Consider the following 24,588-nt stretch of genomic DNA (forward strand, 5'->3'; position numbering starts at 1 on the left):
ATGGAGCGTCGCCCCACACCGTTCCCGGCAATCGTCGGGCAGGAGGAGTTGAAGCGGGCGCTGCTGGCCGTTGCCGCGAACGACGCGCTCGACGGTCTGCTCGTCCGCGGAGAGAAAGGGACGGCCAAATCGACTGCCGTCCGCGCGCTGGTCGACCTGCTACCGGAGCAACGCGTCGTCGCAGGCTGTCCGTACGGCTGTCCGCCGGACGACCCCGACAGGCAGTGTACCGAGTGTCGGTCGCGCTCGGAGTTCGAGGTGGAGACGCGCCCCGTTCCGCTCGTGACGCTGCCGCTGGGCGCGACCCGCGAACGCGTGGTCGGCACGCTCTCGGTGACGGACGCCCTCGCCGGCGACGCGGAGTTCGACCCCGGCCTCCTCGCCCGCGCGAATCGAGGTATTCTCTACGTCGACGAGGTGAACCTCCTCGACGACCATCTCGTGGACGTCCTCCTCGACGCGGCTGCGAGCGGCGTCAACCGCGTCGAGCGCGACGGCGTCAGCGTCGAACACCCGGCCGAGTTCACCCTCGTCGGGACGATGAACCCCGAGGAGGGTGACCTCCGACCACAGCTACGCGACCGGTTCGCGCTCCAAGCGACCGTCACGGGCAGTCAGGACGTCGACGACCGGGTGGCCATCATCGACCGCGCCCTCGACAGACGCGACGACCCGGCGGCGTTCGCGGCGACGTACGCGGACGAAACCGACGCAATCCGCGACCGACTCCACTCGGCCCGACGGCTCGTCGACGAGATAGCCCTGCCCGAGGAGTTCAAGGCCGACATCGCGGAACTCTGCCGCGACGCGGGCGTCGAGGGCCACCGAGCGGACATCGCCATCGCCCGCACCGCGGTCACGCTCGCCGCACTCGACGGCCGACGGAAGGTGATTCAGTCCGACGTGCGCGAGGCGGCGGAGTTTGCCCTTCCCCATCGCTTGCAACGCCGTCCCTTCGACGACTCGCCGGAGATGGACGACGTTCTCGATGACCACTTCGACGACGAGTCGGATGGCGACGACGAGGCAGATGGCGACGACGAGGCAGATGGCGACGACGAGGCAGATGGCGACGAGGAGACGGACGGCGACGACGGAGCGGGAGATGGGGAAGCGGCGGACGACACGGACGAGGAGGAGGGCGACGGTGGGAACGAGTCGGACGGCGACGACGCAGGTGGTGAGGGAAACGGCGGCGGTGAGAGCGGCGATAGTGAGGACGGCGACGCCGACGATTCGGACGGCCCGCCTCGCCAGCCGACGCCATCCGGTGCCGAGAGCGAGTCTGGGGAGGAGGACGACTCTGGCGCCGACGATGGCGACGATTCCGGGACCGACGACGGCGACGACGCCGACACCGAGGCGACGCCGCTCGTTCCGGGTCAGCAACGGGCCGAGGTGGGTGACGCCGACCGGCCGCCCGTCGACGACGTGGACATAGAGGCGTCGACGCCCGGCGACGGAGTGCGTGCCGAGGCAACCGAGAGCGGCCGGGGGTCGCGGGTCCGAACCGAACGCGCGACGGCCGACGACGACGTCGACGCGGCGGCGTCGGTACGCGCCGCGGCGGCGGAGGGCCGGACGCAAGTCGAGGAGCGCGACCTGCGGACGCCGGTTCGGAGCGGGCGTGCGGGCACGCTCGTCGTGTTCGTCGTCGACGCCAGCGCGTCGATGCGGCCGGCGATGCGCGAGGCCAAGGGGACGGTCATGGCGCTGCTTCGTGACGCCTACGAACAGCGGGACGAAGTCGCGTTCGTCGCCGTCGCGGGCGACGAGGCCGACGTCCTCCTCCCGCCGACGAACAGCGTCACGCTCGCGGCCCGCCACCTGAAGGACCTCCCGACGGGCGACCGGACGCCGCTCCCCGACGGCATCGCCACCGCCCACCGACTCGTGGAGCGGTCCGACGCCGAGGCGAGTCTCGTCGTCGTTGTGACCGACGGGCGCGCGAACGTCGCCGACGGTAGCCCGACGCAGGCGACGCGGGCGGCGGCAGAACAGTTGGCGACGAGCGACGCGTCGGTCGTCCTCGTCGACGCCGGCGACGACGGCGCGGGACTGACGGATATGCTCGAAACCGAAACCGGATGGCGACGTATTTCGCTCGCCGACCTGACCGCCGAGCGCGTGGCCGACGCCGCGGCCTCCGCTCACGAGGAGTAGCCGTCAGCGACCGCCGTCGACCTGCCACGCGTGCAGGCGGTAGGCGCCGTGTGTGACGCCCTCGTCGTGGTACTCGACGGGTTCCTCGACGACGGCCAGCGTGTCGCCGTCGAGCGCCGCCGCCGACGCGATGCCGGCCACCGACTCGGTGTCGAGGTGGTCGTCGCGCGCGTCGAGGAGGTGGACCGCGTGCGTGTCGGCCGTTCGCTCGCGGAAGTTCTGGGCCGAGGGGACGGCGACGAGTGACCCGTCCGACGCGAGGCCGCGGGCGAAGCCGCCGACGTCGTGTGTCCACGCCACCTCACCATCGTTGACGGCGAGAGCCGTGTGCTCGCGGGGGTGGCGCGCGTCGGGGTCGCGCGTCGACTCGGCGAAGGTGTTGCCCGTCACGAACACGGCGGTGCCGTCGGCGGTGCAGACGTGATTCGGGTAGGCGTACACCGTCTCGTCGCCGACGGTTCGTTCGCTCGCGAGGTCGACGCGCCAGCGCTCGCCCCCGTCTTCGTCGAGCAGGTAGCCGTGTTTGTCGCCGTGGCTCGCGACGGCGATATCGCCGTCCGCGAAGGCCACGTCGCCGACGCGCCGGTCGCCCGCCGTTCCGGGGTCCCAGTTCATCACGAGGGCGCCGGTGTCGACGTCGAGAACGACGAGGCCGTGGACGTGGTGGTCCGTACAGCGGTTGTACGCGACGGCGACATGCCCGGCGTGGGTGTCGAGTGCGATGGGCGACGCGCGGGCGCGGTAGCGCCAGCGCACGTCGCCGTCGGCGTCGACGCCGAGGACGACGCTCGACCAACTCCGGCCCTCGCCGTCGCGTTCGTAGCGTCTGGCGGCGACGACGGTCGTATCTCCGGCGACGGCCACGTCGACGACGTAGGGCTGGGAGAGGAGCGACTCGCCGGTCGCCCGTCCGACGTCCTCGGCCGTGGCGTAGCGCCACCGGCGGTCGCCCGTGGCCGTCGACAGCGCCGAGACGTAGCCGTCGGGGCCGCGTTCGCCGACGACGAGGGTATCACCCTGTACCGACAGCGACACGACGTAGCGGTCGGCCCCGCCGGGCGAGGCCGTCCACCGCTTGGCGGGCGTCTCGTCGGGTCGATAGGCGGCTACGCGGCCGTCGGCGCCGCCGGCGAAGACGGTGCCGTCGGCGACGGCCGCCGCCGACCGCGCCCAGTTGTGACGGCTCCGCGCGGGGTCGAGGTCGCCGAGCGAGCGTCGCCAGTCGCCGGTGACCACCGTCACTCCTCCGTCGGGAACGTCTCGTGTAACGTGTGGTGGGCCTCGCCGAGGTCGTCGAGGAACGAGTCGGTCTGCTCTCGCAGTCGGCGGACGGTCCGCTCGGCGTCACGGACGGCGACGACGCGACCGCGGAGATACGCGCCGTCCGGGTCGGCCGGGTCGGCCTGCATCGCTTCCTCTTCGAGGTCGACGAGGGCGGCGTCGAGATGCCGCTGGATTTCGTCGAGCGTCGAGGCGTTCGCCAGCGCGGCTATCGGGCCGCCAGCCTCCAGTTCGTCGCCGATTTCGGCCTCGGCGTGTTGCCGCACGCTCTCGTCGACGGTGCCGTTCAGGTTCATCAGTGCGAGTCGGAGTGCTTCGAGTTCAGCGCAAGCCATTATAGTGTCTGGTGTACGAGGTCGGAGACGATGCGGTCCCGTTCGAGGTGGGACGAAACGATGCGGTCGGTGTCGTCGGCGGTCACGCCACCGTACCAGATGCCGTCGGGGTAGACGGCGACCATCGGCCCGTCGCCGCACTGCCCGAGACAGGAGGTGCGCGTGACGCGGGCGTCACAGTCCTCTGCGTCGCGGACGCCCTGTCGCAACTCCTCGATGACCGTGGCCGCGCCGCTCGCGGCACACGTCTGGTTCGTGCAGACGGCGACGTGTTTCGCCGGCGCGTCGTGGACGTGTGGGTCGTCGTCGACCGACTCCCGGTCGGCGTGTTCGGCCTGATGGACCATCGAGCGCAGCATCGCTCGCGCGCCCCCTTGGTCCTCCTCGTAGCCCGTGAGTTCGACCTTGTACTTACAGGTGTCACACGACATCTCGACGCTATCGGAGCGAGCCTCCTGAAACCGGTCGGCCAGTACGTCGACGACCCGGTCGTCCGTGCCGAGTGGGTCGCCCGCGGCGGCGGCGACGTAGGGGTACTCGTCGTCGAACTCCGCGGTCCGGTCGAGGATGCGCTGGGTCAGCGTCCCGTCGCCGAGCATGTAGGGGACGACCACCACCGCGTCCGGGCGCTTCTTCGTGACCGTGTGGAGCGTCTCGTCGAGGAGCGGCGTCGTCACGCCGATGAAGGAGGCTTCGACGCGGTCGAACTCCCGCCCTTCGTAGAGCAGGCGCGCCAGTTTGTGAACGTCGGCGTTCGAGTCGGGGTCGCTCGACCCGCGGGCGCAGATGACGACGGTCACGTCGTCGTCCGCCCGGTCGACGCCGAGGTCGGCCTCCACGTCGCGGACGCGTTCGTCGAGCAAGTCGACAATCGAGGGGTGGACGCCGAGATGCGAGCCGTAGTTGATGGTCAGGTCCGCGTGTTCGGCCCGCGCCGTCTGCACGGCCAGCGGCACGTCGTTTTTGACGTGGCTCGCGCCGAACAGCGATAGCGGCACGACGGTAACCGTCCCGTAGGCGGGCGCGAGCGTATCGATGGCCTCCGAAATCGTCGGCTCCGCGAGTTCGAGATAGGCCACGTCCACCGGGACGCCGAGTTCGGGTTCGAGTTTCGCCGCGAGGTCACGGACCTGCTGGTTGGACTTCTCGCGGCGCGACCCGTGGCCGACGAGGAGGACGGCGTCGCTGTCGAGTGGATGCTCCTGACTCATACGTTCTCGGCTTGCTCCAGACTCCGCAGCAGTTTCCGACGGCGCGTCGGGGCGAACAGCCCCGTCTCCTCGCTCCCGTCGTAGACCCACTGGCCGAAGTCTCCGGCCGCGTGGTCGTCGATGCCGAACCAGTAGCCACCCGACGACGTCTCCTGAATCTCACCCGTCGGCGCGTCGGCGGGGCAGTCCTCGAGGAGGCCGTCGATGGTTTCGAGCAACGTCCGACTGTCGTGGACGAAGGAGATGCCGACGGTGCCGGACGACGATTTGAAACACACCGTCCCACAGCTTTCGAGGAGGCCCCGGAGGAGTTGCTGGTCGGCGTCGGTGAGCGCGTCCAGCCGGTAGCCGCCCCGTTCGTCGCCGGTCGGGAGGCCGAACGCCGCGCTGGCGCGACCGGCCACGTCGCCCGTCACGGTGACGCTGTACTCGTCTTCGGTCCGCGTGATGGACGTGTCGTGGGCGTAGGGCCGCTCGATTCGGCGGTGGTCGACCGCGCCGCCGCCTCCGATGGCGGCGAGTCGGTCCGCACACTCCTCGTCCGGGGCGCGGACGGTGAGTTCGTCCGCGTCGATGTCGCCGTCGCCGACGACGTGCCCCCAGAAGTACGCCGTTTCCGGATGGCACGCCAGCAGGTCCGCGGGCGCGTCGTCGCTCATTCCGACACCTCCTGTACGGTGATAGCGCCGGGAGGACAGGCCCTCGCGGCCATGTCCGCGGCGTCGGTGTCGCCGTCGAAGGTTGCGACGACTTGCTCGTCCGTCCGGTCGACGCTCACGACGCCCGCCGCGTCCGGGTCGACCGTCGCCAGCCCAGCGTCGTCTTCGACGAACCGCTCGTCGTGGACCAGGCACGCGAAGATGCCGTCGCAGGCGTCCCGGTCGATTTCGACTCGGTACATTAGTACTCGTATTTCCGCTCGTAGCCCCGCGGCGTCACCATGCGGTCGTCCCAGACGTACGTCTCGTCGTTGCCGACGAGAAGCGTCGTCGTCATGTCGATGAGGTCGGTCTCGCCGAGTTCGGGGAGGTCTTGAAGCTCGACGATTTCCGTCTCCTCGTCCTCGCGACCGGCGGCGTGGACGATGCCGACGGGCGTCTCGGGGTCGCGGTGTTCGAGCAGAATCTCGCAACACTTCTCGTAGTTGTCGCGGCGCTTGCGACTCCACGGGTTGTAGATGGCGATGGTGAACCCCTCCTTGGCGGTTGCGTGCAGGCGGGATTCGATGGTCGACATCGGCGTCAGGTGGTCCGAGAGGCTGATGCTGACGGTGTCGTTGACGAGGGGCGCGCCGAGGCGGGCCGCACACGACTGTGCGGCCGGGACGCCCGGCACGACTTCGAAATCGACCATGCTGGCCGACCCGCCCTTGGATTCGAGGATTTCGAGCGCGAGGCCGCCCAGCGCGTAGACGTTGGGGTCGCCGCTGCCGACGATGGCGACGTCGTTGCCGGCGAGCGTCCGGTCGACCGCTTCCTCCGTCCGCGACACCTCGCCGCACATGGGCGTCGAGTAGATGTCCTCCGCGCCCTCGACGATGTCGTCCGGTAGGAGGTCGATGTACGTCGTGTAGCCGACTATCTGGTCGACGCCGCGAAGCGCCTCCTTCGCCCGAGCAGTCATTTCGTTCGGCTGGCCGGGGCCGAGACCGACGGCCACGAGTCGACCGGGGTCGGCGTCGAAGTCGTCGGCCGTCGCCGCGACCGTTTCCTCGGAGTCCGATCCGCCGCACTTCGAACTCGTGTCCGACGTCGACCCGCCGCAGGCCGACGACTCGGAGTCGCTCGTGGAGTCGCTCGTGGACCCGCCACACTTCGACTCCGTATCGCTGGAGTCAGTCGATGCGCCACACGCCGAATCGGATGCTGTGTTCTCGCTCATGGTCAGAAGTCGTCGACGTCACGCCCGCCGCGCGGGGTGACGAGATACGTTTCGAAGTCGTTGCTCCACGTGTCCGTCTCGTGGGTGCCGACGAGGATTGACGTGCCCATGCCGCCGACCTCCTCGTCGTGGGTCTCGGCCTCGCCGAGGGTCGTGGTGGTGAACGCCTCGCCGTCGACGTTCCGCCCGGCATCGCCTCGGCCGGCGTCGTTGAAGATGCCGACCGGTACGTCGTCCGCCCGTTCCTCGCGGATGACGTCGATGGCTCGCGTGTAGTTTCGCCAGCAGTTGTAGAGGACGATGACGAAGTCGCTGATGGCGGCGGCACGGAGTTTCTCCTCGATTTCGTCCCACCCGCGCCACTTGTCGGACAGCGATATCGTACAGAAGTCGTTCGAGAGGGGCGCGCCCATCATCGCCGCGCCGCCGAGTGCCGCCGTGACGCCGGGGACGATTTCGATGGGGACGTCCGTCGCATCGTCCTCGTCGGCCATCGTAAAGACGAGGTCGGACTTGCCGTAGACGTTGGGGTCGCCCCCCGAGACGTGGGCCACGTCCTCGCCGTCTCGCACGCGCTCGAACGCCTCGCGGGTGAGTTCGACCTGCTGGCCCATCGACGAGCGGACGATTTCGGGGTCGTCCGCCGCCGCCTCGCCCTCTGGCGGGAGCGTCCCGTCGTCTCGGAGGAACTCCTGATAGAGGTTCGAGGCGATGACGCAGTCGGCGTTCGCGATGACGTCGCGAGCGCGCTGGGTCATGTGGTCGGGAAGTCCCGGCCCGATGCCGACGACGTAGAGCGTGCCGTCGGCGCTCATTGGCCCACCGCCACGGTGACCGCGTCGTCGTGTCGTCGCTTCTCCAAGAGGAGTTCGTGGTCACGCCCGGCGGCGATGGCGCTCGCCTCGGCGATACCGGGCCACCCGATGAGTTCCTTCGACTTCGAGGGTGTCGGTCCCTCGAACTCTTCGAGCGTCTCCTTATCGAGATAGACCACGCCGACGCCGAACTCCTGTGCGGCTTCGACGAGGCCCGGTTCGCCCTCCTTCCGGGTCGCCGTCGCGACGAACTCCACGTCGTCCGGCGTCAGGTCCACCTCGTCCAAGGCCTCGGTCCACGCCGTCACGAACTTCGATTTCTTCGCGCCCGAGACGCTGCCCGTGCCGAGGACGACGCCGTCGTCCGTGTTGCGCTTGAGGACGGTCACGTCGTCGTCGGCAAGGACCGCCCGCGGCCCGTCGAGTCGGGCCACCGGGCCCAGTTCCTCGTTGAGGACGGCGAGATTCGTCTCCACCGTCGAGTCGCCGTTGACGACGTGGGTGTCGAGCGCCTTGGCTCGGCTCTCGACGCCCTGTTTGCCCGCCGCCTCGGAAGCCGTCGTCATCGCGGGCACGGCGCCGAGTTTCGAGAGGTCGTACGCGACCTGATTCGCGCCGTGGTGGCCGCCGGTGAGCGGAATCGCCCACGTCAACTCCTCGTCGACGACGACCACGGCCGGGTCCTCCCACTTGTCGTCGAGCAGTGGGGCGGTCTTTCGCATCGCAATCCCGCTCGCCATCAGGCCGACGAAGCAGTCGTACTCGCCCCAGTGCTCCGCGAAGACGTCGCCGTGGTATTCGAGAATGTCGATTCGGTCGTAGTCGTCAGCGAGGTCAGTGCGAATCTCTTCGGCCGTGTCCAACTTGCGCTCGAAGCTGATTATCGCAATCTCGTCTGCGACCTCGCCGTCGCTATCCGGTGCGCTACAGTCGTTGTCTGTGGTTTCACTCATCTGTCGTGGAAGAATCGTCGCGTTCGTTCGCCCAATCGCCGTACAGGTACGACCGCTCGTACCCGGCGCCGGTCGCCGCCTCGCCGATGATGACGAGCGCCGACGCCCGATACCCGGCCGCCTCGACTTGCTCGCCGATGGTGTCGATGGTGCCCCGAATCACGTCCTCGTCGGGCCACGACGCGTGATAGACGACCGCAACGGGCGTCTCGGGGTCGTGGCCATCATCGAGGAGGCGGTCCATCGTCTCGGCGACGGCGTGTGTCCCCAGATAGATACACGTCGTCACGTCGCCGAAGCCGACGAAGTCGCTGATGTGGTCTTCCTCGTCGGAGAGGGTCTTGCCCTGCGGTCGGGTGAAGGCGACGTGATTGGCCACCTCGTTGAGCGTCAACTGCGTCCCGAGCGTCGCGCTGGCGGCGAACGCCGACGTGACGCCGGGCACGAAGTACGAGGGCACGCCGTTGGATTCGAGGGCGTCCATCTGCTCCAGCGCCGCCCCGTAGATGGCGGGGTCGCCGCTGTGCAACCGGACGACCGCTCGGCCCTCCTCGTAGGCCTCGGTCATCAGCGGCACCAGTTCTTCGAGGTCCTTGCCGACGCTGTTGACTTGCTCCGCGTCCGCGCAGTAGGCCTCCAGCAGTTCGCTGTTCACCAGCGACCCCGCGTGAACGACGAGGTCCGCGTCCTCGACGAGTTGTTTGCCGGTGACCGTGAGCAGACCGGGGTCGCCGGGACCGGCGCCGATGAACGGAATTCCCTCACCCACGTCGCCCGGTGTGTAGTCGTCGCTCACGCCGACTCCTCCTCGAATTTCGCGGTCGCCACGTCGCGGTCGACCCCCTGCTTCTCGGCGTACGCGAGGGTGTAGTAGTCGCGCTCTGCCACGTCCGTCGGGTCCGACGTGACGACCGTCTCGCCCTGTTCCATGAACAGGCGGCGGCCGTACTGCACGTCGTAGCCGGCGTCGGTGAGTTTTTCGTGAGTCGTCTCGGCGTCGGTGACCTTGAACAGAATCAGCCGGTCGGGACCGGTCGGGGCCGCGCCGTCGGCCGCCTCGCGGAGCGAGAGGCCCGTCCCGGCCTCGATTTCGACGCCGAGCGCCGTCGCGAAAGCCGTCATGGCGCTCACGCCGGGAACGACCTCGACGTCGACGGCCGGGTGAAAAGCCGAGAGCGTCCGCCGGAGGTGGCCGAACGTCGAGTAGACGTTCGGGTCGCCGAGCGTCACGAACGCGACGTCGCCGTCGGCCGCCGTCTCGGCGACGACGCTCGCCGCCTCGCGCCACGCGCTCCGGAGTTTCTCCGGGTCGCGCGTCATGGGGAAATCGAGGTCGCCGAGTTTCGACTCGGGGACGTACTCCCGCGCGACGGTCCGCGAGAGTCGTCCCGGCGAGTAGACCGTCTCGACCGAGTCGAGGACGCGCTTCCCGCGGACGGTGACGAGTTCGGCCTCACCGGGACCGAGGCCGACGCCGTAGACGGTCATTCGTCGTCGCCTCCTCCACCGACGACGACGTAGACGGGGTTGTCGGAGTTGAAACTCGTCGCGCCGGCGAGTTCGTAGCCGTGGCTCACCTGCATCTGAAGCACCTCCGAGAGCAGGTCACGGTCGCGGAAGGCGTCGATGGCGTCGCCCGCGACTTCGACGCGAGAGACGTTCATCACGATTCGGTCGACGTCCGTCTCGACGGCGTGGTCGAGGACGGCCTCGAAGTTCCGACTCCCGCCGAGAAACATCGCGTCCGCGTCGTCCGGAAGCCCCGCCGGCGCTTCCGCCTCGCGAAGCGTCACCTCGGCGTCGTACTCGTTGGCCGCGAGGTTCTTTCGCGTCACGTCCAGTCGGTCGGGTTTCCGTTCGACGGCCGTCACTCGGCCGGCGCGCCGTGCCGCTTCGATTGTGACGGCGCCCGTACAGGAGCCGACATCGACGAAGTGGTCCGAGGGGCGTAAGTCCAACTTCCCGAGCGTCACGGCCCGAATCTCTGCTTTCGTCGGGCCTGCCTTGGCGTCGTGCGGAAGCGCTACCTGGGGCATCATCTCCACCATTTCGGGCCCAGATAAAAACAATTGTGCTTGCTCTACCAAAAGCGCGGTTTCACTACGGCCGGGCTGGCGGCGACGGCGCGCCGCGTCGGCGTCAGGCGGGTTCGAAGGTATCGAGGGAGTCAGCCACGTCGTCGCGGACCGACACCACGTCGCCGACGACGGTGGTCGCCGGCGGCGAGATGGCGGCCTCCTCGACCACGTCGACGATGGTGTCGAGACTGCCGCTGACGACGCGTTGGTCGTCCCACGCCGCCTTCTGGACGAGAGCGACTGGAACGTCGCCGTCGACGCCGTGAGCGCGGAGCGTCGAGACGTTGCGCTCCAAGGTGCGGACGCCCATCAGGATGACGAGCGTCGACCCGCTCGCAATCTCGCTCGCGATGGCCGCCCAGTCCAGCGAACTCCCGTCCTTGTCGGGCGTCTCGTGGCCCGTGATGACGGTAAAGCGCGAGGAGAGTTCCCGGTGCGTGAGCGGAATCCCGGCCAGTCCGGGCGCGGCGGTGACGCTGGAGATGCCGGGGACGACTTCGAAGGCGACGCCGTGTTCCGCGAGGTGTTGGGCCTCCTCGCCGCCGCGCCCGAAGACGAACGGGTCGCCGCCCTTGAGTCGGACGACGGCGTCGCCGGCCGCGGCGCGGTCGACGAGGAGGTCGTTAATCTCCGACTGCGGCGTCTTGTGTTCGACGCGCTTGCCGACGTTGACGACGTCGACCGACTTCGGGATGCGGTCGATGAGTGCGTCGCGCGTGAGAGCGTCGTGTAACACCACGTCCGCCGTCTCTATCAACCGGCGGGCCCGCACCGTCAACAGGTCGGGGTCGCCCGGCCCGGCGCCGACCAGATACACCGTCCCGCTCGTCGCCCGCGACCGCTCCGGGACGGACGTGCGCTCGTCGAATCGCGGGGTCGTATCGTCGCCGGCGGTTGCCGGTCGCTCCGCGTCGCGACCGTCCGTCCGGGACGCCGTCGGCGAGTCTCCAGACCCGCGAGCGGTGTCGTCGTCCATGCTTACTTAAGCGTTATTTGCAGTAACTTCAATCCACTTGTGTTACTACCGCCCGAGAAGCCTCGAAAGTTTTACAAACTTAGTGTAGTTGGGTAAAGTCGAATTTAGTATGACCGCCGAAGTCAACACCGTTCACGGTCGATTCGAGCGCGTCCGGACGGAACTCACGCCGATGCAGATGGCCGCCGGATTGCTTTTCGTCGCCGCGCTGGGCTTTACGCTCCTGTTCGTACAAGAACCGCTCGTCCACGACTCGATGCACAACTTCCGCCACGCGGCCGGCATCACGTGCCACTGAAATGTTCGCGGCGTACCTGAAGCGGGGGGTGAAAGCCGGTCTCGTGGCCGGTCTGGTGTTCGGTCTGTTCATGGCGCTCGTCGCCAATCCGCTGGTCGCGTACGCCGACGAACTGAACCACGCGGGCGCCGACCACACCCACGCCGACGGAGCGGATGGTCACGACTCCGCCGTGTCGACGGCCGTCAACAAGGCGGTGAGCGTCGTCTCTAGCGGGCTGTGGGCCGTCCTGCTCGGGGGCGTGTTCTTCGGTATCGCGTTCTACTTCCTCGAACCCGTCGTCCCCGGGACGGGAGCCACCAAGAGTTACGTCCTCGGCGGCGCGGGCTTCGTGACCGTCTCGGGCGCGCCGTGGCTCGTCCTGCCGCCAGTCGCGCCGGGCGCCGAGCAGTCGCTTCCGGCCTCGACCCGGCTCCTACTGTACGGCGGGATGATGGTGGCCGGAGCACTCGTCTGCCTGCTGTCCGGCGGCGTCTACAACCGCGTTCGGGAGTCGAACGGGCCGCTACTCGCCGTCGTCGCCGGGCTTGCGCCGTTCGCTCTGCTCGCGGTTCCCACCTTCGTCGCCCCGACGAACACGGTGCAGGGGTCGCTCTCGCCCACGCTTCGGGCCGGCCTGATTGGCCTGTTCGTGTTCGGGCAACTCCTGTTGTGGACGCTCCTCGCGACTCTCCACGCCCGATTTCGGCCGGCTGATGGCGAGGGGGCGATGACGGCAGCGGAATCACTCTCGACGGCGGATTGATAGCCGTCCGGAGCCGACACCGTCGCTGGCGTGTGTTCACGCGGCGGGGTCACGCGCAGTCAGTAACCCTTGGGCCATGAGTCGGCGGGCAATCACGACGAGGCCGTTCCCGAACCCCTCGCCGAAGATGGCCTGTTCCTCCTTGCTCTCGGGCATAATCGAACTCACGAGAATCGTCGAGCGGTCGACCAGCAACAGTCGTCCGATTGCCGTCTCGTCTTCGGCGGCGTTCTCGCCGTGCAACCACTCCAGTCCCGAGATGAACGTCGTGGCCTCCGGAACGGCCGTCTTGACCTTCTCTTCCAGCGGTTCGGTCAGGGCGCCGACGAGCAGTTCGACTTCGCCCTCGACCCGGTTGAGCGTGGCAACGAGGTTCTCGGTCAGCAACGATTCGTCGCCGATGACGAGGACGATTTCCTCGGACGCCGTCCCGATGAGTTCCTCCGTCCGATTTTCGATGCCCTCCTGTCCGGACATCGACCACACTTGCTGAATCGGTTCTTCGTCTTCGTCGACGGTGTCGATTCGACTGAGAGATTCGTGAAGTCTGTCGACGCGAGACTCGTACTGGTCGCGCAGCGTCGCAGTCGCCTCGTCGAGCGGCACCGCGCGAAACCGCTGTGGGCTCGAATGCTGAATCTGAACCAGTCCCTGTGCTTCCAGCACCCGAATCGCATCGTACACACGCGTCCGGGGAACTTCCGTCATCTCGCTGAGCTTCTTCGCCGTTCCCGTCTCCAGACGCGTGAGGCCGACGAAACACCGCGCTTCGTACTCCTTCAACCCGAGTTCTTGGAGTACCTGTATTGCCTCCTCTATGTTTTCGGATGCGTTCATCATATCTCGCCTACCGCCTACGCGGGAGCAGACGTTCCGTTAACTCGGGAGACAGATAGGGTTTGTCACTCGGACCATCACTCTGATTCCTTTCAGAAGTCAGAAGCCGCGATACAATCGGTTTGTATCGCCCAATTGGTGTCTGAATTGTCTTCACCGTGACTAGACGAGTTACAAAACCTCCGTGACGCGCGACGCCGCTACGAGGCGGCTCCACCCGATTTGCCAGTATTAACTCGTTTAATCACAACACATATATTCGAGTGGAACACGTCCCTCACATCCAGCATGCAGCGAAGCAGTGTGTCTCGACCACTCCCCACTGCATTTGTCCCCACAACCGCGTGGCGGGGTTCCGAGAGGCGGTTCTAATCGATGACGACTGACCCGACACAGGACCCACGGCCTGCCGCAGTCGAGCAACTCGAACAGTTCGGGTTGAGTTCCTACGCGGCACAGACGTTCGTCGCCCTCGCGGGACTCGGCATCGGGACGGCACGAGACGTCAGTCAGGTGTCTGAAGTCCCTCGAACCCGCGTGTACGATGCCATCGACGAACTCCACGACCGAGGTCTCGTCGACGTCCAGCAGTCCTCGCCCAAGAAATTCTGGGCAATCTCCGCCGAGACGGCGAGCCGTATCTTCGAGCACGAACTCCAGCACCGGACGGACGTCCTCCGGACTGCACTGACCGAACTCGAACCAGTCGAGCGCCGGAACGAACAGCGGGGCGTCTGGACCGTCGACGGCCAGACCGCAGTCACGGAGCGGGTTCTGGAGTTTTTCGACGATGCAGAGGAGCAAATCGTCTACATGACCGTCGACGAGTTGCTCACCGACGACCTGATAGCCGCGTTGCGCGACGCCGCAGACCGGGGTGTCGACATCAAGATAGGCGGTATTTCGGACGACGTACAGCGGCAGATTCGAGCCGAGGTTCCCGGCGTGTCGGTGTTCGAGTCGCTGTGGGTCTGGTCGGACACGCCGGCTGGTCGGCTCATGATGATTGACGGCCGGAAGACGCTCGTGAGCGCACTTGTCAACGGCGCCGACGCGGGTCCGCACGACCCGCGCTCGGAGACGGCCATCTGGGGCGAAGGCGAGGCCAACAGTCTGGTCGCGGTTTTGAAGGGGATTTTCACGTGGCGACTCGACGCCTCCGATTCGGACTCGTAATCGGCGACGTCACTTACCCCCGTCGCGGAGTACGACTAGCGAACTACTCAGACCGTGACTCTCATCGTAGCGAGACGATTGTCAAGAACAGCACTGCGACGAACTGCAGTCCCCGCATCAGCAGGACCGTCAACTGCGCCGTCCCCGAATTGGCGTACAACATTCCCATACTGAAGAAAAACGACAGCGCGACTAGGTTCTCGACCACCAGCACCGCCGCAAACCCAAGTAGCCCCAGTGTGAGCGGCGTCTTGAACTCTCGGTAGTTCTGGACCCAGACCGTCCCCAACACGAGGAGAAGCAGGATGTTCAGCCCAGAGAGGGCGCTCGCTACCGCCAGAATCGGTGTCATTGTTGCCATTGTCAGTTCGATGTCTCCTGTTCGTTGTCAGTCGGACCCACAGCGGAGTCGCCGCCGTCAGTGCCGGTTTCGACGTCGGTTTGGTCGGTGATTCGCTCGAAGATGTCGCGGTTGTTCTCGAAGCGCTCGGTCAGGAAGTACAACTCCCCGTAGTCCTCGCCGCCAGCCTCGACGACGTCGTGTTGGATTAGTATGTCCAGATGATGGCGAGCGGTGTTGTAATCGACTCCGAGCGCGTCGGCGAGACGGTTTGCGTTTCGTGGCCGGTCGTCGAGAAGGCGGATAATGCGGACACGGTTCGGACCGCCGCGCATGCCCGCAAGCAGGTACCAGAGTGCCTTCTCCATTGGGTCGTGCGTATGTCAGTGTCGATGACTGTAAAGGGTTCCCGCTCGGCGGCGAATGCGTCATACACTGATATCCTTAGACACCCAGCCGGTCGCGCCGCTGGGGAACGAGTCCGAACGCTCCTGTGGCTGAAGGGTCCCCTCGCCGTCGACGGCTCTGACGACCACCTCGTGGTCGCCGTCCGGCTGGTAGACGTGACGCCACTGCCGCCAAACGTCCTCGCCGGGGAGGCGTCGAGAGAGTTCGGCGTCAGTCCAAGTGTCGCCGCCGTCAGTCGACACTTCGACCCGTTCGATACCACGGGTTCCGGCGTAGGCATGCCCTGCCACCTCGATGCGGCCGTCTTCTAACCGAGTGTCTGCCCAGAGCTTCGTGACGGTGTTCACGGGGCCGGTACCGTGCCATCCCCGTTGCTCCCAGTAGCCGTCCATCTCCGTCTCCAGGAGTTCAATCTCTGAGAGCCACTTGACGTTCGTCTCTCCCCAGTGGCCGGGGACAAGCACCCGCACGGGGTGTCCGTGGGCAGTCGGGAGCGGCCGGCCGTTCATCTTCCACGCGAGGAACGCGTCGTCGAGCGCTTCGACTGGGAACTGTACGAAGTAATCGTCCGCTGCGTGGAGCATCGCACAGCCGCAGTCACCCTCCGGGTCGACTTCCTCGAGTAACGGCTTCAGCGGTGTGCCGGTCCAAACGGCCGTATCCATCTTGCGGCCGTTGATGCTCTCACCGACGCATCGGAGCGTGACGTAGCGGTGTTCGACCGGTCTTTCCCGCAGTTCCTCGAAGGTTATCGTGCGTTCGCTACCGACCGCACCGGTGAACGACAACGACCAATCCTCGTCGGGCACCTCGGGGTCGAATTCCGCTATGTCGACGTTATAGAACTGGCCAATCTCGCTCACCAGACTTGGAAGATTATCACTGGCAATGTCAAGCGAGTACTCCTCGGCCTGCGAGAGTCGCTGGGTAACAGCGGCGGGTCGTTCAATATCGCCGTCGGTCGTACTAGTCTGGTTTCTGAAGAGGCCGGCACCACCGGCGACGGCGACAAAGCCGAGCGCGCTCGCAATCGAGACGAGGGCATCCCGACGAGAGCTATCGTGCTGAGTGGTCGAGCGGCTGCCAGACCCGAGTAGCGTCAGCAGCGCTACTGGAACGGCAGCACCGAGCGAGAACATCGGCTGAGAGGTGAGTATGGTAGTTACACCCCATGAGAGAGCGCCAGCAAGGCCCGGGCCGACGAGCCCCCGGTCGAGCCTGTCTGCTGCGAGTTGCCCCAGACCAGCTATCACGCCGAAAAGCGCCATAGCGATGGCCGCCGACAGCCCGATATGGAGGAGGTGGCCCTCCTCGCCGATGTTCGTGATTATCCAAGCGACGACCACCCCCGGCGTCGTGCGGACCACAGCAGCATCTATCGGTGCGAGGATGAACGCTGGCGAGTATCCCGCAGCCAGATACGACCCCGCGACACCGCTAACACCGGCGAGCGCAGCTGTCCGGAGGTTCCTATTCATCCTCGTCCATCGTCTCGGTGTTCATCGAGCTATCGTTCATAGTGTCACCATCCATGGTCTCGGTGCTCATCGAACTGTTGCCCATAGAGTCATTATCCATGGTCTCGGTGCTCATCGAATCGGATTCCATCGATTCGTCACTCATCGTGTCGTCCGATGTCGTCTCGCCAGCCATCGAATCTCCGTCGTCGCCAGCGTCGTCCCCGGGGCTAGAACAGCCCGCCAAGGCGACAACTGTCGTCATCCCGGCAACACTCAGGACACGTCGTCGCGTCGTGTGGGTATCAGACATGCAGACAGAGAGGGGCAGTGTGCCCGGAAGTAAATTTTTCAATGTTGACACGAACTCTCTGTAGGGTTCGTACAAACTCTATACAAACTTGCTTTCGAATGGCTCGTCACCGTAGACGACGACGCCACGCTCACAAATCGGTGTCTCTTCGACGGTCACTGTTCAGCCTCGACGCTCGGAGGAGTTCCTGCGGTGCGTACTCGCGCCACGCCACCCGCCGTACCGAGTTGCCCGTCGAACAGGCCAGTCGCGCGTTCGTAGCCGCTGTGTCCTTCGAATCGCTCGGTATCGTCGGTGAGCGCCTCAATCCCCGTCTGCACGAGGAGCGGGTGGCGATGACGGTTTTTCGTGAACTCGTCCCGGTCCGCCTTGCGTAGCTTCGACTGCGATTCGAGATACGTCTTCTCCATCTCGATGAGGATGTCGTCCGGAGGATGGTTCGTGCTCTCGTTGAACGCAGACTACGGGCTCTCGAAGAGCGGTAAGCTACTCCACTAGCTCCAGCATCGACCGAAGGTCGGATTCGATATCCGGCATCTGTTCCGACGCCCACTCGAAGCGCTCCTCGACGCTGGCATCGGTAAATCTGAGTGAGGCCCGCACGTCTCGGCTCCGGTCGTGTTGCAGGAGCGCGAAGGCGTAGGCGAGCATCTGGGGACGGTAGTGTGCTGCGAGCGCAGTCGACGTCGTCGACGAGAGGTCGTTCGTCTTGTAGTCGACGATGTGGTAGGCGTCCGGCGTGACGAGCAGGCGGTCGATATCGCCGACGACCCGTGACTCGCCGATGCGGGCGACGACTGAGTATTCGTCGTAGGCCGCTTCGAGCCGAGAACCGGCCTCGACCCGCTCCACGAACTCGACCGCATCAGTGGCGTGGTCCACGGCATCGCTGAGGTCGGCCTCCGTCGGGTCCTCGCCCGCCATCCGACTCAGACGACGGACGAGCGCCGGCCACTCGTCTCTCGGTGGCCGGAGTTCGGCGATTCGATGGACGACGGTCCCGAACGTGGTCGGACTCAGTCCCGACGACGCGTCGCTTTGCGTGTGGCCGTGTCCGGTCTCGGCGGCGTCTGCAACCGCACTCACGAGCGTCGTCGCCGCGACCCGTTTCGCCGGCGGCGACGCGGGCGGCGTCGGAATCGATATCGCCGGCGTCGACGCCGCAGCGTCGGGTCCGGCGCCCCAGTCGACCGGGCTGGGGGGCTTCCGTATCGTGTAGCTAGCCGCTCCAATCTGCCCTTCCGCCTGTCCCTCCCGCATCGCTCGCTCGACGAGGTCATTATCGAGAAGCGCCGGTTGCACCCAGTCCCGCCACCGCTCCGCCTCGTCGACGGCCGCTGGCTCACCGAGTTCGATGGTGCCCGCGTCGTCGACATCGAGTTCGTGCGTGCCGGAGAGGAGGAGATGGTCCCGCGTCCGCGTACACGCGACGTAGAGCAGTCGCTTCGACTCCGCCCGCTCTCGGGGGAGCGACTGCCGGTCGGCGTACTCGTGGACGGCTGTCTTCTCGATGGCGAACGCGTCGCTCGGGTCCGGGCCGCCGACCGCTGGAATCGGTGGCGCGTCGTCGGTTCCGTCCACGAGGCGGACGTACCCGTGGTCGTCGACGGACCGACCGAAGTTGAGACGGCTGCCGATGTCGGGGACGGCGACGACGGGGAACTCCAGTCCCTTCGCGGAGTGAATCGTCAGTATCCGGACGCCCTCGGCGTCGCCGGGGATGTCGGCCTCACCCTCTCGGGGGTCGATATCGGCCTGTCGGTCGATGCGGTGGAGCAACCCGGCGGCGGTGTGGGCGCCGTTCTCGCTCCAAGTCCGCACTTGGTCGCGGAACTTCTCGACGTTCGCGACGGCCTGCCGACCCCGCTCGTCGGCGCTCACGCTCGCCAGATAGCCGGTGTCGTCGATAACCCGCGTCAGCAGGCGGTTCCACGGAAGCACGCCGTTCTCGGAGGATGTCGCACATCCGCTGAGCGTCCGCCACGTCGACAGGAGGTCGAAGGCGTCGGCCAGTTGCGGGTCGTCCGTCTCGGCGAGCGCGTCCCACACCGAATCGGCCGTCGCCACCGCCGGCGCGAGACGGTCGTCCGTGAAGCCGAACAGCGGCGACCGGAGGACGCCGTAGAGCGAGACGTCGTCCCGCGGGTCACCGAGGACCCGGAGCAGGTTCGTGAGCGCCTGCACCTCGGGCGTGTCGTAGAACCCGACGCCGCCGACGACGGTGTAGGGAACGTCGGACGCTTCGAGGGCTCGCTGATACCGGTCCAGATGCGTCCGCCGGCGGAGGAGGATAGCGACGTCGTCGGGCGTGGCGTCGCGGTGGTCACCGGTGTCGGGGTCCTGCACCGTCGGCGGGTCGTCGAACAGATGCGTCAGCCGGGCGGCGAGCGCCCGTGCCTCCGCCTCGATAGTGTGGTCGAGCGCCCCCGCGGCGACGGGATGGTCGTCGCCGAGGATGGCCGCCGCCGTGTCGCTGTCGTCGGGGACCACGAGATACTCGACGCTCCCGGTCAGCCCCTCGATATCTTCCACTTGGTCGCGCTCCGTGGACAGTTCCTGTGGCGGCGCCTCGTAGGGCGCGTGGCCGTCGCCCGCGGGCCGGAACAGGTGCTCGAAGAGTTCGTTCAGGAACGACAACGGCCCGTCGAGCGTCCGGAAGTTCCCCGAGAGTTCGAGTGCCGTCGGGCGCTCGGCATCGCTGTCGGGGACGGCGTCGACGCCGCGGGCCGCGTTGACCGCCCCGAGTTCCACTCTCGCCGTCCCGAACGTCGTCACGTCGGCGCCGCGGAACCCGTAGATGCTCTGTTTCTCGTCGCCGACGAGGAAGACGTTCGACGCCGCCCCCTCGTCGACGCCCGTGAGGAGTTTGACCAACTCCCACTGGCGCGGGTCCGTGTCCTGAAACTCGTCGACCATCACGGCCGCGAACTGCGCTCGAAGCCGCTCCGTGACCGCGTCGTTGGCGCGCAGGAACTCGAGTGTCGTCTCGATGATGTCGGGGAAATCGAGCGCGTCGCGGCGCTCCTTTTCGGCAGTGTAGGCCGCGAGGACGTCGTCGAACACCCGCATCAGGGCGAGCGCGTAGTGAGCGCTGTTCGTTTCGAGTTCGCCGGGCGTCGTCTCGACTGCCTGCGCGTGTGACTCGACGGCCGCGATGACCGCGTCGATAGCGTCCTTCAGGTCGTCGTAGACGGCCCCGTACTCGCCCCAGTCGTCCCTATCGCCGACGACGTACCCGGAACTGCTGTACAGGCCGCCGTTTTTCTTCTCGCAGGCCGTATAGAGGTCGAGTATCGCCCGCTGGCACGCCCGCGGGTCGCTCTCAGTCGGGTCGTCGGCGAGCGCCGTCGCAATCTCGGTGAGGGTCCGGTAGGCTCGAAGGCCGTCCTCGTCGGCCACCGCCGCCTCGCTATCGACGCGGCCCGCGACCGCTCGTAACCGTTCGAGAAGCCCGTCCGCGTACAGCGTCCGTCGGGCGTCGGCCGCGTCGAGGTCGCAGACGACTTCCCAGAGAACGTCGACGTAGTCGTCGACCGTGGCGCCGCGCCACTCGTCGAGGACCGCCTCGCTCTGTGGGCGCCCGTCGAGCAAGCCGGCGAGGACGCCGACCAACTGGTCGCGGCCCCAGAGTTGCGCGAGGAGCGCGACGTCCTCGCCGTCCTGATTCCGTTCGAGATACTCGGTCACGACTTCGCGCTGGAGCGTCGCGGCGCCGTCTTCGTCGAGTACGTCGAATCCGAGCGGGACGGGGGCCTCGACGGCTCGCTCCCGCAAGAGCCGGGTGCAGAACGCGTGGATGGTGTGAACGTAGCCGTCTTCGAGGTCATCGAGGACGTCCCGCCAGCGCTGATAGGCCTCGGGTGAGTCGGCGGCTTCGAGGCGGTCGTACACCTCCTCTCGGACGCGTTCGGTGAGTTCCGCGGCGGCCTTTCGGGTGAACGTTATCGTGACGACGTTCTCCGGCGTGAGCGACGGGTTGTCGGCCAGAATCGTCACGTACCGCTCGGTCAGCGTCGTCGTCTTCCCGGTCCCCGCGCCGGCGGTGATGGCGACGTTCCGACCCTGAACGAGTGCGTCTGCCTGCTCGTCGGTGAGTCGAATTTCTTCAGTCATCGCTCATCACCGCCTCGATGTCCTCGTCGTCGCGAACGCGGAGCGGCACGTAGGCGGCGTCGTCCGCGCGAACCTCGTCAACGAACTCCCGCTTGCGGTGGTGGCGAACGTCGCACGCCCGCCGGTAGTCACAGTACTTGCAGTTCGCGCCGCGAGCGGACAGGAGCGTCGTGTGGAATCGCCCGCTGGCAATCGCCTCGTCGACCTGTCCCAGCCACTCCGGGACGACGTCGGACAGGAACCGCCGGAGTTCGGCCTGCGAATCGAACTTCGACTCGACGCCGCGTGGCACCTTGAGGTCGTTCGGCGGCCGCACCTGATAGTACGTCGCCGAGAGCGCGCCCCGGTCGAACAGGTCGCCGTCGACGACGTCGGCAGCGGCGAGCAGATAGATGGGGAGTTGGAACTTCGTGCCCCCGGTCGTCTTCGTCATGTACGGCGCCCGCCCGGTCTTGTAGTCGTAGAGCGTGAGCGTCGGTTGCTCGCCGTCCCGGTTTAGATCGACGCGGTCGATATACCCCCGGACCGAGACGGTCGACCCGTCCGGTCGCTCGACGGCGAACGGGCCGGCGTCCGAGTCGGGCAGGCCCTCGCCGAACGGCGCCTCGAACAGGTGGGGTCGGGCGGCGCCGTCCCGCGAGAGTTCCTCGTCGAGGAACGTGGCGAACAGGCCCCGTTCCGGCGCGTCGTGGGGCTTGATGCCGGCCCGGTAGGGAAGGTGCTCGCTCTTTCCAAGCCCCGCGAACAACTTCGCCTTCCACCGCTCGTAGAACAGGCCGTCGTACTCGAAGTCCGCGTCCCGGAGTTCCGCGACGGCACTCTCCCGGAGATGGGCGGCCAGTTCGTCCCGGTCGAACTCGGAAAGGTCGACGCCACCCTCAGTCTCGTCCTGCAGGTCGGCGTAGAACCGTTCGAGGACATCGTGGACGTACGACCCCGTTTCGAGCGGCGTCGGCACCACCTCGACGTCGTCGGGGTCTTCGATGTCGAGGACGTTCTCGGCGTAGAACTTGAAGCCGCACTCGACGTAGCGCTCGAGTCGACTCGCGCTGTAGGGCTCGCGCTCCGACGGCGGATACACCTCGTCGACCGTCTCGGGCGCTAAGACGCCGTCGTGTTCGGAAAGGCCAGCGGTTCCCCTGTTGCCCGCACAGTGCAGTCCCCTGTCCGTGCGCTTGGTCTGTTCGGGCGAGAGGTCGCCCCGGTCGCCGGCGTGACTGACCGCCGCGCGCCGGTCGGCGGCGTCGGCGACGTGTCGCTGGAGGTCCTCGCGACAGCCCACCCGGTCGTCGACGCCGGTTTCGGGTTCGATGCCAGTCACGCGCTGGAGTTCGTCGAGGACGGGCGACCGGACGACGGCGGATTCGTCGTCGCCCGTCTCGGGCGTGGTGACGGTGAGGGCGTCGACGTTTCCGAGCAACGTCGCGAAGAGATACCGGCCCCGGAGCCGCTCGTCCCCGGTGTCGAACCGCGGGTGGGCGTCGGTCATCTCCTCGAAGAAGGCCGGGCGCTCCGGCGTCACCGGGAAGTGCTCGCTCGTCACCCCGACGAGAAACACCGTCTCGAACGAGCGCATCCGGGCGTCGAGCAGTCCCATCACCTCGACGTGGCCGCCGGCGGCGCGCTGGGGCACCCGAACCGGAACGCCGTCGAAGGCGCGGGTAAACAGCGCCAGCGGAGACAGGTCGCTGTCGACGGCCGCCAGCGACTCGAAGGAGGAGAGTACCTCGTCCACGAGGTCGTAAGCCCGCCCTTCGATGGCTCGCTCGGCGCCGCTGGCGTACTCCGCCGTCGCCGCCGCCAAGTCGAACCGGTCGTCCAGCAGGTGACGGAGCGTCTCGGTCGCATCTTCGACGCTTCCCGTCCGAAGCGTCTCCAGCGTGGCCAACAGGTCCCGAATCAGCGTCGCCGCCCCGTCGTCGACGTCGTCGAGTAGCGGCCACACCGAAACCGTGTCTCGGCGGCGAGCGGCGGCCGTGACGGCGTCGGCCCGGTCGGCGTCGACGACGTCGACCAGCGGGTTCGAGAGTAGCGACGTGAGGTCCTCGGCCCGCGGGTCGGACTCGGCCAGATTCAGCAGATCGTGAACGACGCTCCCGGTGAAGGTCCGAGTCAGGGGTTCGGCGGCCGTCGTGACGTGCGGGACGTCGAACGTCTCGAACGCGTCCTCGACGTAGCTAGCATACGCCTCAGTACCGGGAATGACGACGGCGAGGTCGTCGGGGTCCCGACCGTTTGCCAACTCGGTTCGGAGTTCGCGGGCCACGAAGCGAATCTCGCGCTCCGGCGTCGGGAGTTCCCGCCATCGGAGTCCGTCGGGAACTGGGACGGTGTCGGGGTCTGGTCGATAGAGGGCGTCGGTAATCGCGCCGAAGGCGCTCCCGATGTCGTCGTCCGGGTCGAGTCGCACCGTCTCGAAGTCGAGCGATTCGTAGACGTCTAGGGCGTCTTCCGCGACGGCGTCGACCCCGCTCCGACCGTCCCGGTGGAGCGGCAAGAGCGCGATAGTCGGGAACTCGTCGACGAGGCGTTCGACGAGGCGGCGTTCGACGGGGCGGAACTCGTGATACCCGGAGAGAACGACGACGTCGAGTTCCGGGGACAGGTCCGATAACGGCTGTGCCGCCGTCGCGACGGCCTCGAACGTCGCGCCCCGCGTACACACCCACTCGTCGACGTAGTCGGTGTAGAGGGTTCGGTAGTGGCGGTAGGCGTCGACGGTGGCCGTCGCGATACGGGCATCGAGCGTCGAGGATTCGAACTCCGCCGCCAGCGCGTCGGCCGTCTCGACGCCAGCGTCACCGAAGAGCGAGAAGCGACTACTGAACGCGTCCGCGAGGGCGGCGGAGGCGGGTTCGCCGGCGAGAGCGCCGTCCGTCTCGGCGGTCGTTCTGTCGAGTGCGTACTCCGCGAGACGGCGGTTCAACTGTCCGGTGAGCGGTCGAACCGGACCGTGGAGCTCCTCGTACCACTCCCGAACGACGCCGTCGAGCGTCTCGGCACGGAGGCGGAGCGGGTCGTATGAGTCGGCCCACGCGTCTTCGACGTCGCTTCGGCGAGCGTCGTTCCGCGTTATGTAGAGAACGCTCCCGAGCGACTCCCCGGCACTCTCGGCCGCGCGTTCGAACGCCGCCTGCTCCAGACGCGCGTGCCGAGACCCAGTTAGAAGCGTAGCGTGCATCGAATACGGGTCTCAACAGCTGGCACT

Annotated in this window: 24 protein-coding genes; 4 read left to right on the top strand and 20 right to left on the bottom strand. The window is 67.0% G+C overall.

Translation table 11 applies throughout. The features are described from left to right. Complete coding sequence (locus ACQUSQ_RS01220) at window positions 1–2,163, top strand: ATP-binding protein (RefSeq protein ID WP_435066670.1); 2,163 nt, start codon at window positions 1–3, stop codon at window positions 2,161–2,163. A gap of 3 nt (window positions 2,164–2,166) precedes the next feature. Here the strand turns inward: ACQUSQ_RS01220 and ACQUSQ_RS01225 are convergent, their stop codons facing one another. The 12 genes from ACQUSQ_RS01225 to cobA form a co-directional block, all read right to left on the bottom strand. After that, window positions 2,167–3,399, bottom strand: coding sequence for a PQQ-binding-like beta-propeller repeat protein (locus tag ACQUSQ_RS01225; RefSeq protein ID WP_435066671.1), 1,233 nt, complete (start codon window positions 3,397–3,399; stop codon window positions 2,167–2,169). 2 nt (window positions 3,400–3,401) lie between these two features. Beyond that, window positions 3,402–3,779 (bottom strand): DUF3209 family protein, encoded by a 378-nt coding sequence (locus tag ACQUSQ_RS01230; protein ID WP_435066672.1) that lies wholly within the window; start codon window positions 3,777–3,779, stop codon window positions 3,402–3,404. Further along, on the bottom strand, window positions 3,779–4,990 hold the full coding sequence (locus ACQUSQ_RS01235) for a CbiX/SirB N-terminal domain-containing protein (protein ID WP_435066673.1): 1,212 nt from the start codon (window positions 4,988–4,990) through the stop codon (window positions 3,779–3,781). Before ACQUSQ_RS01235 ends, ACQUSQ_RS01230 begins: the two co-directional genes overlap by 1 nt. Next, on the bottom strand, window positions 4,987–5,649 hold the full coding sequence (locus ACQUSQ_RS01240) for a cobalamin biosynthesis protein (protein WP_435066674.1): 663 nt from the start codon (window positions 5,647–5,649) through the stop codon (window positions 4,987–4,989). Before ACQUSQ_RS01240 ends, ACQUSQ_RS01235 begins: the two co-directional genes overlap by 4 nt. Continuing rightward, a complete protein-coding gene (locus ACQUSQ_RS01245) occupies window positions 5,646–5,891 on the bottom strand; it encodes a ferredoxin (RefSeq protein ID WP_435066675.1) in 246 nt (81 codons plus the stop codon). The genes ACQUSQ_RS01240 and ACQUSQ_RS01245 overlap by 4 nt, the downstream gene beginning before the upstream one ends. Beyond that, entirely contained in the window at window positions 5,891–6,871 is a 981-nt protein-coding gene (cobJ, locus tag ACQUSQ_RS01250; RefSeq protein WP_435066676.1) for a precorrin-3B C(17)-methyltransferase, read from the bottom strand. Before cobJ ends, ACQUSQ_RS01245 begins: the two co-directional genes overlap by 1 nt. Before the next feature lie 2 nt (window positions 6,872–6,873). Further along, window positions 6,874–7,686, bottom strand: coding sequence for a precorrin-3B C(17)-methyltransferase (locus ACQUSQ_RS01255; RefSeq protein ID WP_435066677.1), 813 nt, complete (start codon window positions 7,684–7,686; stop codon window positions 6,874–6,876). Continuing rightward, window positions 7,683–8,639 carry a cobalt-precorrin 5A hydrolase gene (gene cbiG, locus ACQUSQ_RS01260; protein WP_435066678.1) on the bottom strand — a complete coding sequence of 319 codons (957 nt, stop codon included), beginning with the start codon at window positions 8,637–8,639 and terminating at the stop codon, window positions 7,683–7,685. The genes ACQUSQ_RS01255 and cbiG overlap by 4 nt, the downstream gene beginning before the upstream one ends. Continuing rightward, entirely contained in the window at window positions 8,632–9,435 is an 804-nt protein-coding gene (locus ACQUSQ_RS01265; protein ID WP_435066679.1) for a cobalt-precorrin-4/precorrin-4 C(11)-methyltransferase, read from the bottom strand. Before ACQUSQ_RS01265 ends, cbiG begins: the two co-directional genes overlap by 8 nt. Next, entirely contained in the window at window positions 9,432–10,127 is a 696-nt protein-coding gene (locus ACQUSQ_RS01270) for a cobalt-factor II C(20)-methyltransferase (protein ID WP_435066680.1), read from the bottom strand. The genes ACQUSQ_RS01265 and ACQUSQ_RS01270 overlap by 4 nt, the downstream gene beginning before the upstream one ends. Next, window positions 10,124–10,675, bottom strand: a complete 552-nt coding sequence (cbiT, locus tag ACQUSQ_RS01275) for a precorrin-6Y C5,15-methyltransferase (decarboxylating) subunit CbiT (protein WP_435066681.1) — start codon at window positions 10,673–10,675, stop codon at window positions 10,124–10,126. Before cbiT ends, ACQUSQ_RS01270 begins: the two co-directional genes overlap by 4 nt. A 103-nt stretch (window positions 10,676–10,778) precedes the next feature. Further along, the gene (cobA, locus tag ACQUSQ_RS01280) at window positions 10,779–11,693 is read right to left on the bottom strand and encodes a uroporphyrinogen-III C-methyltransferase (protein ID WP_435066682.1); all 915 of its coding nucleotides are present in this window, start codon (window positions 11,691–11,693) and stop codon (window positions 10,779–10,781) included. A gap of 109 nt (window positions 11,694–11,802) precedes the next feature. Here cobA and ACQUSQ_RS01285 point away from each other — a divergent pair, with 109 nt between their 5' ends. Both ACQUSQ_RS01285 and ACQUSQ_RS01290 read left to right on the top strand, forming a co-directional pair. Next, window positions 11,803–11,991 (top strand): CbtB domain-containing protein, encoded by a 189-nt coding sequence (locus tag ACQUSQ_RS01285; protein ID WP_435066683.1) that lies wholly within the window; start codon window positions 11,803–11,805, stop codon window positions 11,989–11,991. Between the two features lies 1 nt (window position 11,992). Then, a complete protein-coding gene (locus tag ACQUSQ_RS01290) occupies window positions 11,993–12,736 on the top strand; it encodes a CbtA family protein (protein WP_435066684.1) in 744 nt (247 codons plus the stop codon). Window positions 12,737–12,772: 36 nt separating this feature from the next. On the opposite strand, the gene ACQUSQ_RS01295 is transcribed toward ACQUSQ_RS01290, so the two are convergent. Further along, complete coding sequence (locus tag ACQUSQ_RS01295; protein ID WP_435066685.1) at window positions 12,773–13,573, bottom strand: TrmB family transcriptional regulator; 801 nt, start codon at window positions 13,571–13,573, stop codon at window positions 12,773–12,775. Between the two features lie 375 nt (window positions 13,574–13,948). Between ACQUSQ_RS01295 and ACQUSQ_RS01300 the strand changes: the two genes are divergently transcribed. Then, a complete protein-coding gene (locus ACQUSQ_RS01300; RefSeq protein WP_435066686.1) occupies window positions 13,949–14,749 on the top strand; it encodes a TrmB family transcriptional regulator in 801 nt (266 codons plus the stop codon). 61 nt (window positions 14,750–14,810) lie between these two features. On the opposite strand, the gene ACQUSQ_RS01305 is transcribed toward ACQUSQ_RS01300, so the two are convergent. The 7 genes from ACQUSQ_RS01305 to ACQUSQ_RS01335 form a co-directional block, all read right to left on the bottom strand. Then, complete coding sequence (locus tag ACQUSQ_RS01305; protein WP_435066687.1) at window positions 14,811–15,110, bottom strand: hypothetical protein; 300 nt, start codon at window positions 15,108–15,110, stop codon at window positions 14,811–14,813. 2 nt (window positions 15,111–15,112) lie between these two features. Further along, complete coding sequence (locus ACQUSQ_RS01310) at window positions 15,113–15,457, bottom strand: winged helix-turn-helix domain-containing protein (protein WP_435066688.1); 345 nt, start codon at window positions 15,455–15,457, stop codon at window positions 15,113–15,115. 60 nt (window positions 15,458–15,517) lie between these two features. Then, complete coding sequence (locus ACQUSQ_RS01315; protein ID WP_435066689.1) at window positions 15,518–16,975, bottom strand: molybdopterin-dependent oxidoreductase; 1,458 nt, start codon at window positions 16,973–16,975, stop codon at window positions 15,518–15,520. Then, on the bottom strand, window positions 16,968–17,267 hold the full coding sequence (locus ACQUSQ_RS01320) for a hypothetical protein (protein ID WP_435066690.1): 300 nt from the start codon (window positions 17,265–17,267) through the stop codon (window positions 16,968–16,970). The genes ACQUSQ_RS01315 and ACQUSQ_RS01320 overlap by 8 nt, the downstream gene beginning before the upstream one ends. Window positions 17,268–17,422: 155 nt before the next feature. Then, on the bottom strand, window positions 17,423–17,677 hold the full coding sequence (locus ACQUSQ_RS01325) for a hypothetical protein (protein ID WP_435066691.1): 255 nt from the start codon (window positions 17,675–17,677) through the stop codon (window positions 17,423–17,425). 76 nt (window positions 17,678–17,753) lie between these two features. Then, a complete protein-coding gene (locus ACQUSQ_RS01330; RefSeq protein ID WP_435066692.1) occupies window positions 17,754–21,380 on the bottom strand; it encodes a UvrD-helicase domain-containing protein in 3,627 nt (1,208 codons plus the stop codon). Continuing rightward, a complete protein-coding gene (locus ACQUSQ_RS01335; RefSeq protein ID WP_435066693.1) occupies window positions 21,373–24,561 on the bottom strand; it encodes a PD-(D/E)XK nuclease family protein in 3,189 nt (1,062 codons plus the stop codon). The genes ACQUSQ_RS01330 and ACQUSQ_RS01335 overlap by 8 nt, the downstream gene beginning before the upstream one ends. Window positions 24,562–24,588 lie beyond the last annotated feature (27 nt).

The sequence above is a fragment of the Haloplanus sp. C73 genome (assembly GCF_051195115.1).
GTDB lineage: Archaea > Halobacteriota > Halobacteria > Halobacteriales > Haloferacaceae > Haloplanus.

Coding starts and splice junctions, on each gene's coding strand:
- ACQUSQ_RS01220 (WP_435066670.1), top strand. CDS start 1: ATGGAGCGTCGCCCCACACCGTTCCCGGCAATCGTCGGGCAGGAGGAG.
- ACQUSQ_RS01230 (WP_435066672.1), bottom strand. CDS start 3,779: ATGGCTTGCGCTGAACTCGAAGCACTCCGACTCGCACTGATGAACCTG.
- ACQUSQ_RS01235 (WP_435066673.1), bottom strand. CDS start 4,990: ATGAGTCAGGAGCATCCACTCGACAGCGACGCCGTCCTCCTCGTCGGC.
- ACQUSQ_RS01240 (WP_435066674.1), bottom strand. CDS start 5,649: ATGAGCGACGACGCGCCCGCGGACCTGCTGGCGTGCCATCCGGAAACG.
- ACQUSQ_RS01245 (WP_435066675.1), bottom strand. CDS start 5,891: ATGTACCGAGTCGAAATCGACCGGGACGCCTGCGACGGCATCTTCGCG.
- cobJ (WP_435066676.1), bottom strand. CDS start 6,871: ATGAGCGAGAACACAGCATCCGATTCGGCGTGTGGCGCATCGACTGAC.
- ACQUSQ_RS01255 (WP_435066677.1), bottom strand. CDS start 7,686: ATGAGCGCCGACGGCACGCTCTACGTCGTCGGCATCGGGCCGGGACTT.
- cbiG (WP_435066678.1), bottom strand. CDS start 8,639: ATGAGTGAAACCACAGACAACGACTGTAGCGCACCGGATAGCGACGGC.
- ACQUSQ_RS01270 (WP_435066680.1), bottom strand. CDS start 10,127: ATGACCGTCTACGGCGTCGGCCTCGGTCCCGGTGAGGCCGAACTCGTC.
- cbiT (WP_435066681.1), bottom strand. CDS start 10,675: ATGCCCCAGGTAGCGCTTCCGCACGACGCCAAGGCAGGCCCGACGAAA.
- cobA (WP_435066682.1), bottom strand. CDS start 11,693: ATGGACGACGACACCGCTCGCGGGTCTGGAGACTCGCCGACGGCGTCC.
- ACQUSQ_RS01285 (WP_435066683.1), top strand. CDS start 11,803: ATGACCGCCGAAGTCAACACCGTTCACGGTCGATTCGAGCGCGTCCGG.
- ACQUSQ_RS01290 (WP_435066684.1), top strand. CDS start 11,993: ATGTTCGCGGCGTACCTGAAGCGGGGGGTGAAAGCCGGTCTCGTGGCC.
- ACQUSQ_RS01295 (WP_435066685.1), bottom strand. CDS start 13,573: ATGAACGCATCCGAAAACATAGAGGAGGCAATACAGGTACTCCAAGAA.
- ACQUSQ_RS01300 (WP_435066686.1), top strand. CDS start 13,949: ATGACGACTGACCCGACACAGGACCCACGGCCTGCCGCAGTCGAGCAA.
- ACQUSQ_RS01305 (WP_435066687.1), bottom strand. CDS start 15,110: ATGGCAACAATGACACCGATTCTGGCGGTAGCGAGCGCCCTCTCTGGG.
- ACQUSQ_RS01310 (WP_435066688.1), bottom strand. CDS start 15,457: ATGGAGAAGGCACTCTGGTACCTGCTTGCGGGCATGCGCGGCGGTCCG.
- ACQUSQ_RS01315 (WP_435066689.1), bottom strand. CDS start 16,975: ATGAATAGGAACCTCCGGACAGCTGCGCTCGCCGGTGTTAGCGGTGTC.
- ACQUSQ_RS01320 (WP_435066690.1), bottom strand. CDS start 17,267: ATGTCTGATACCCACACGACGCGACGACGTGTCCTGAGTGTTGCCGGG.
- ACQUSQ_RS01325 (WP_435066691.1), bottom strand. CDS start 17,677: ATGGAGAAGACGTATCTCGAATCGCAGTCGAAGCTACGCAAGGCGGAC.
- ACQUSQ_RS01330 (WP_435066692.1), bottom strand. CDS start 21,380: ATGACTGAAGAAATTCGACTCACCGACGAGCAGGCAGACGCACTCGTT.
- ACQUSQ_RS01335 (WP_435066693.1), bottom strand. CDS start 24,561: ATGCACGCTACGCTTCTAACTGGGTCTCGGCACGCGCGTCTGGAGCAG.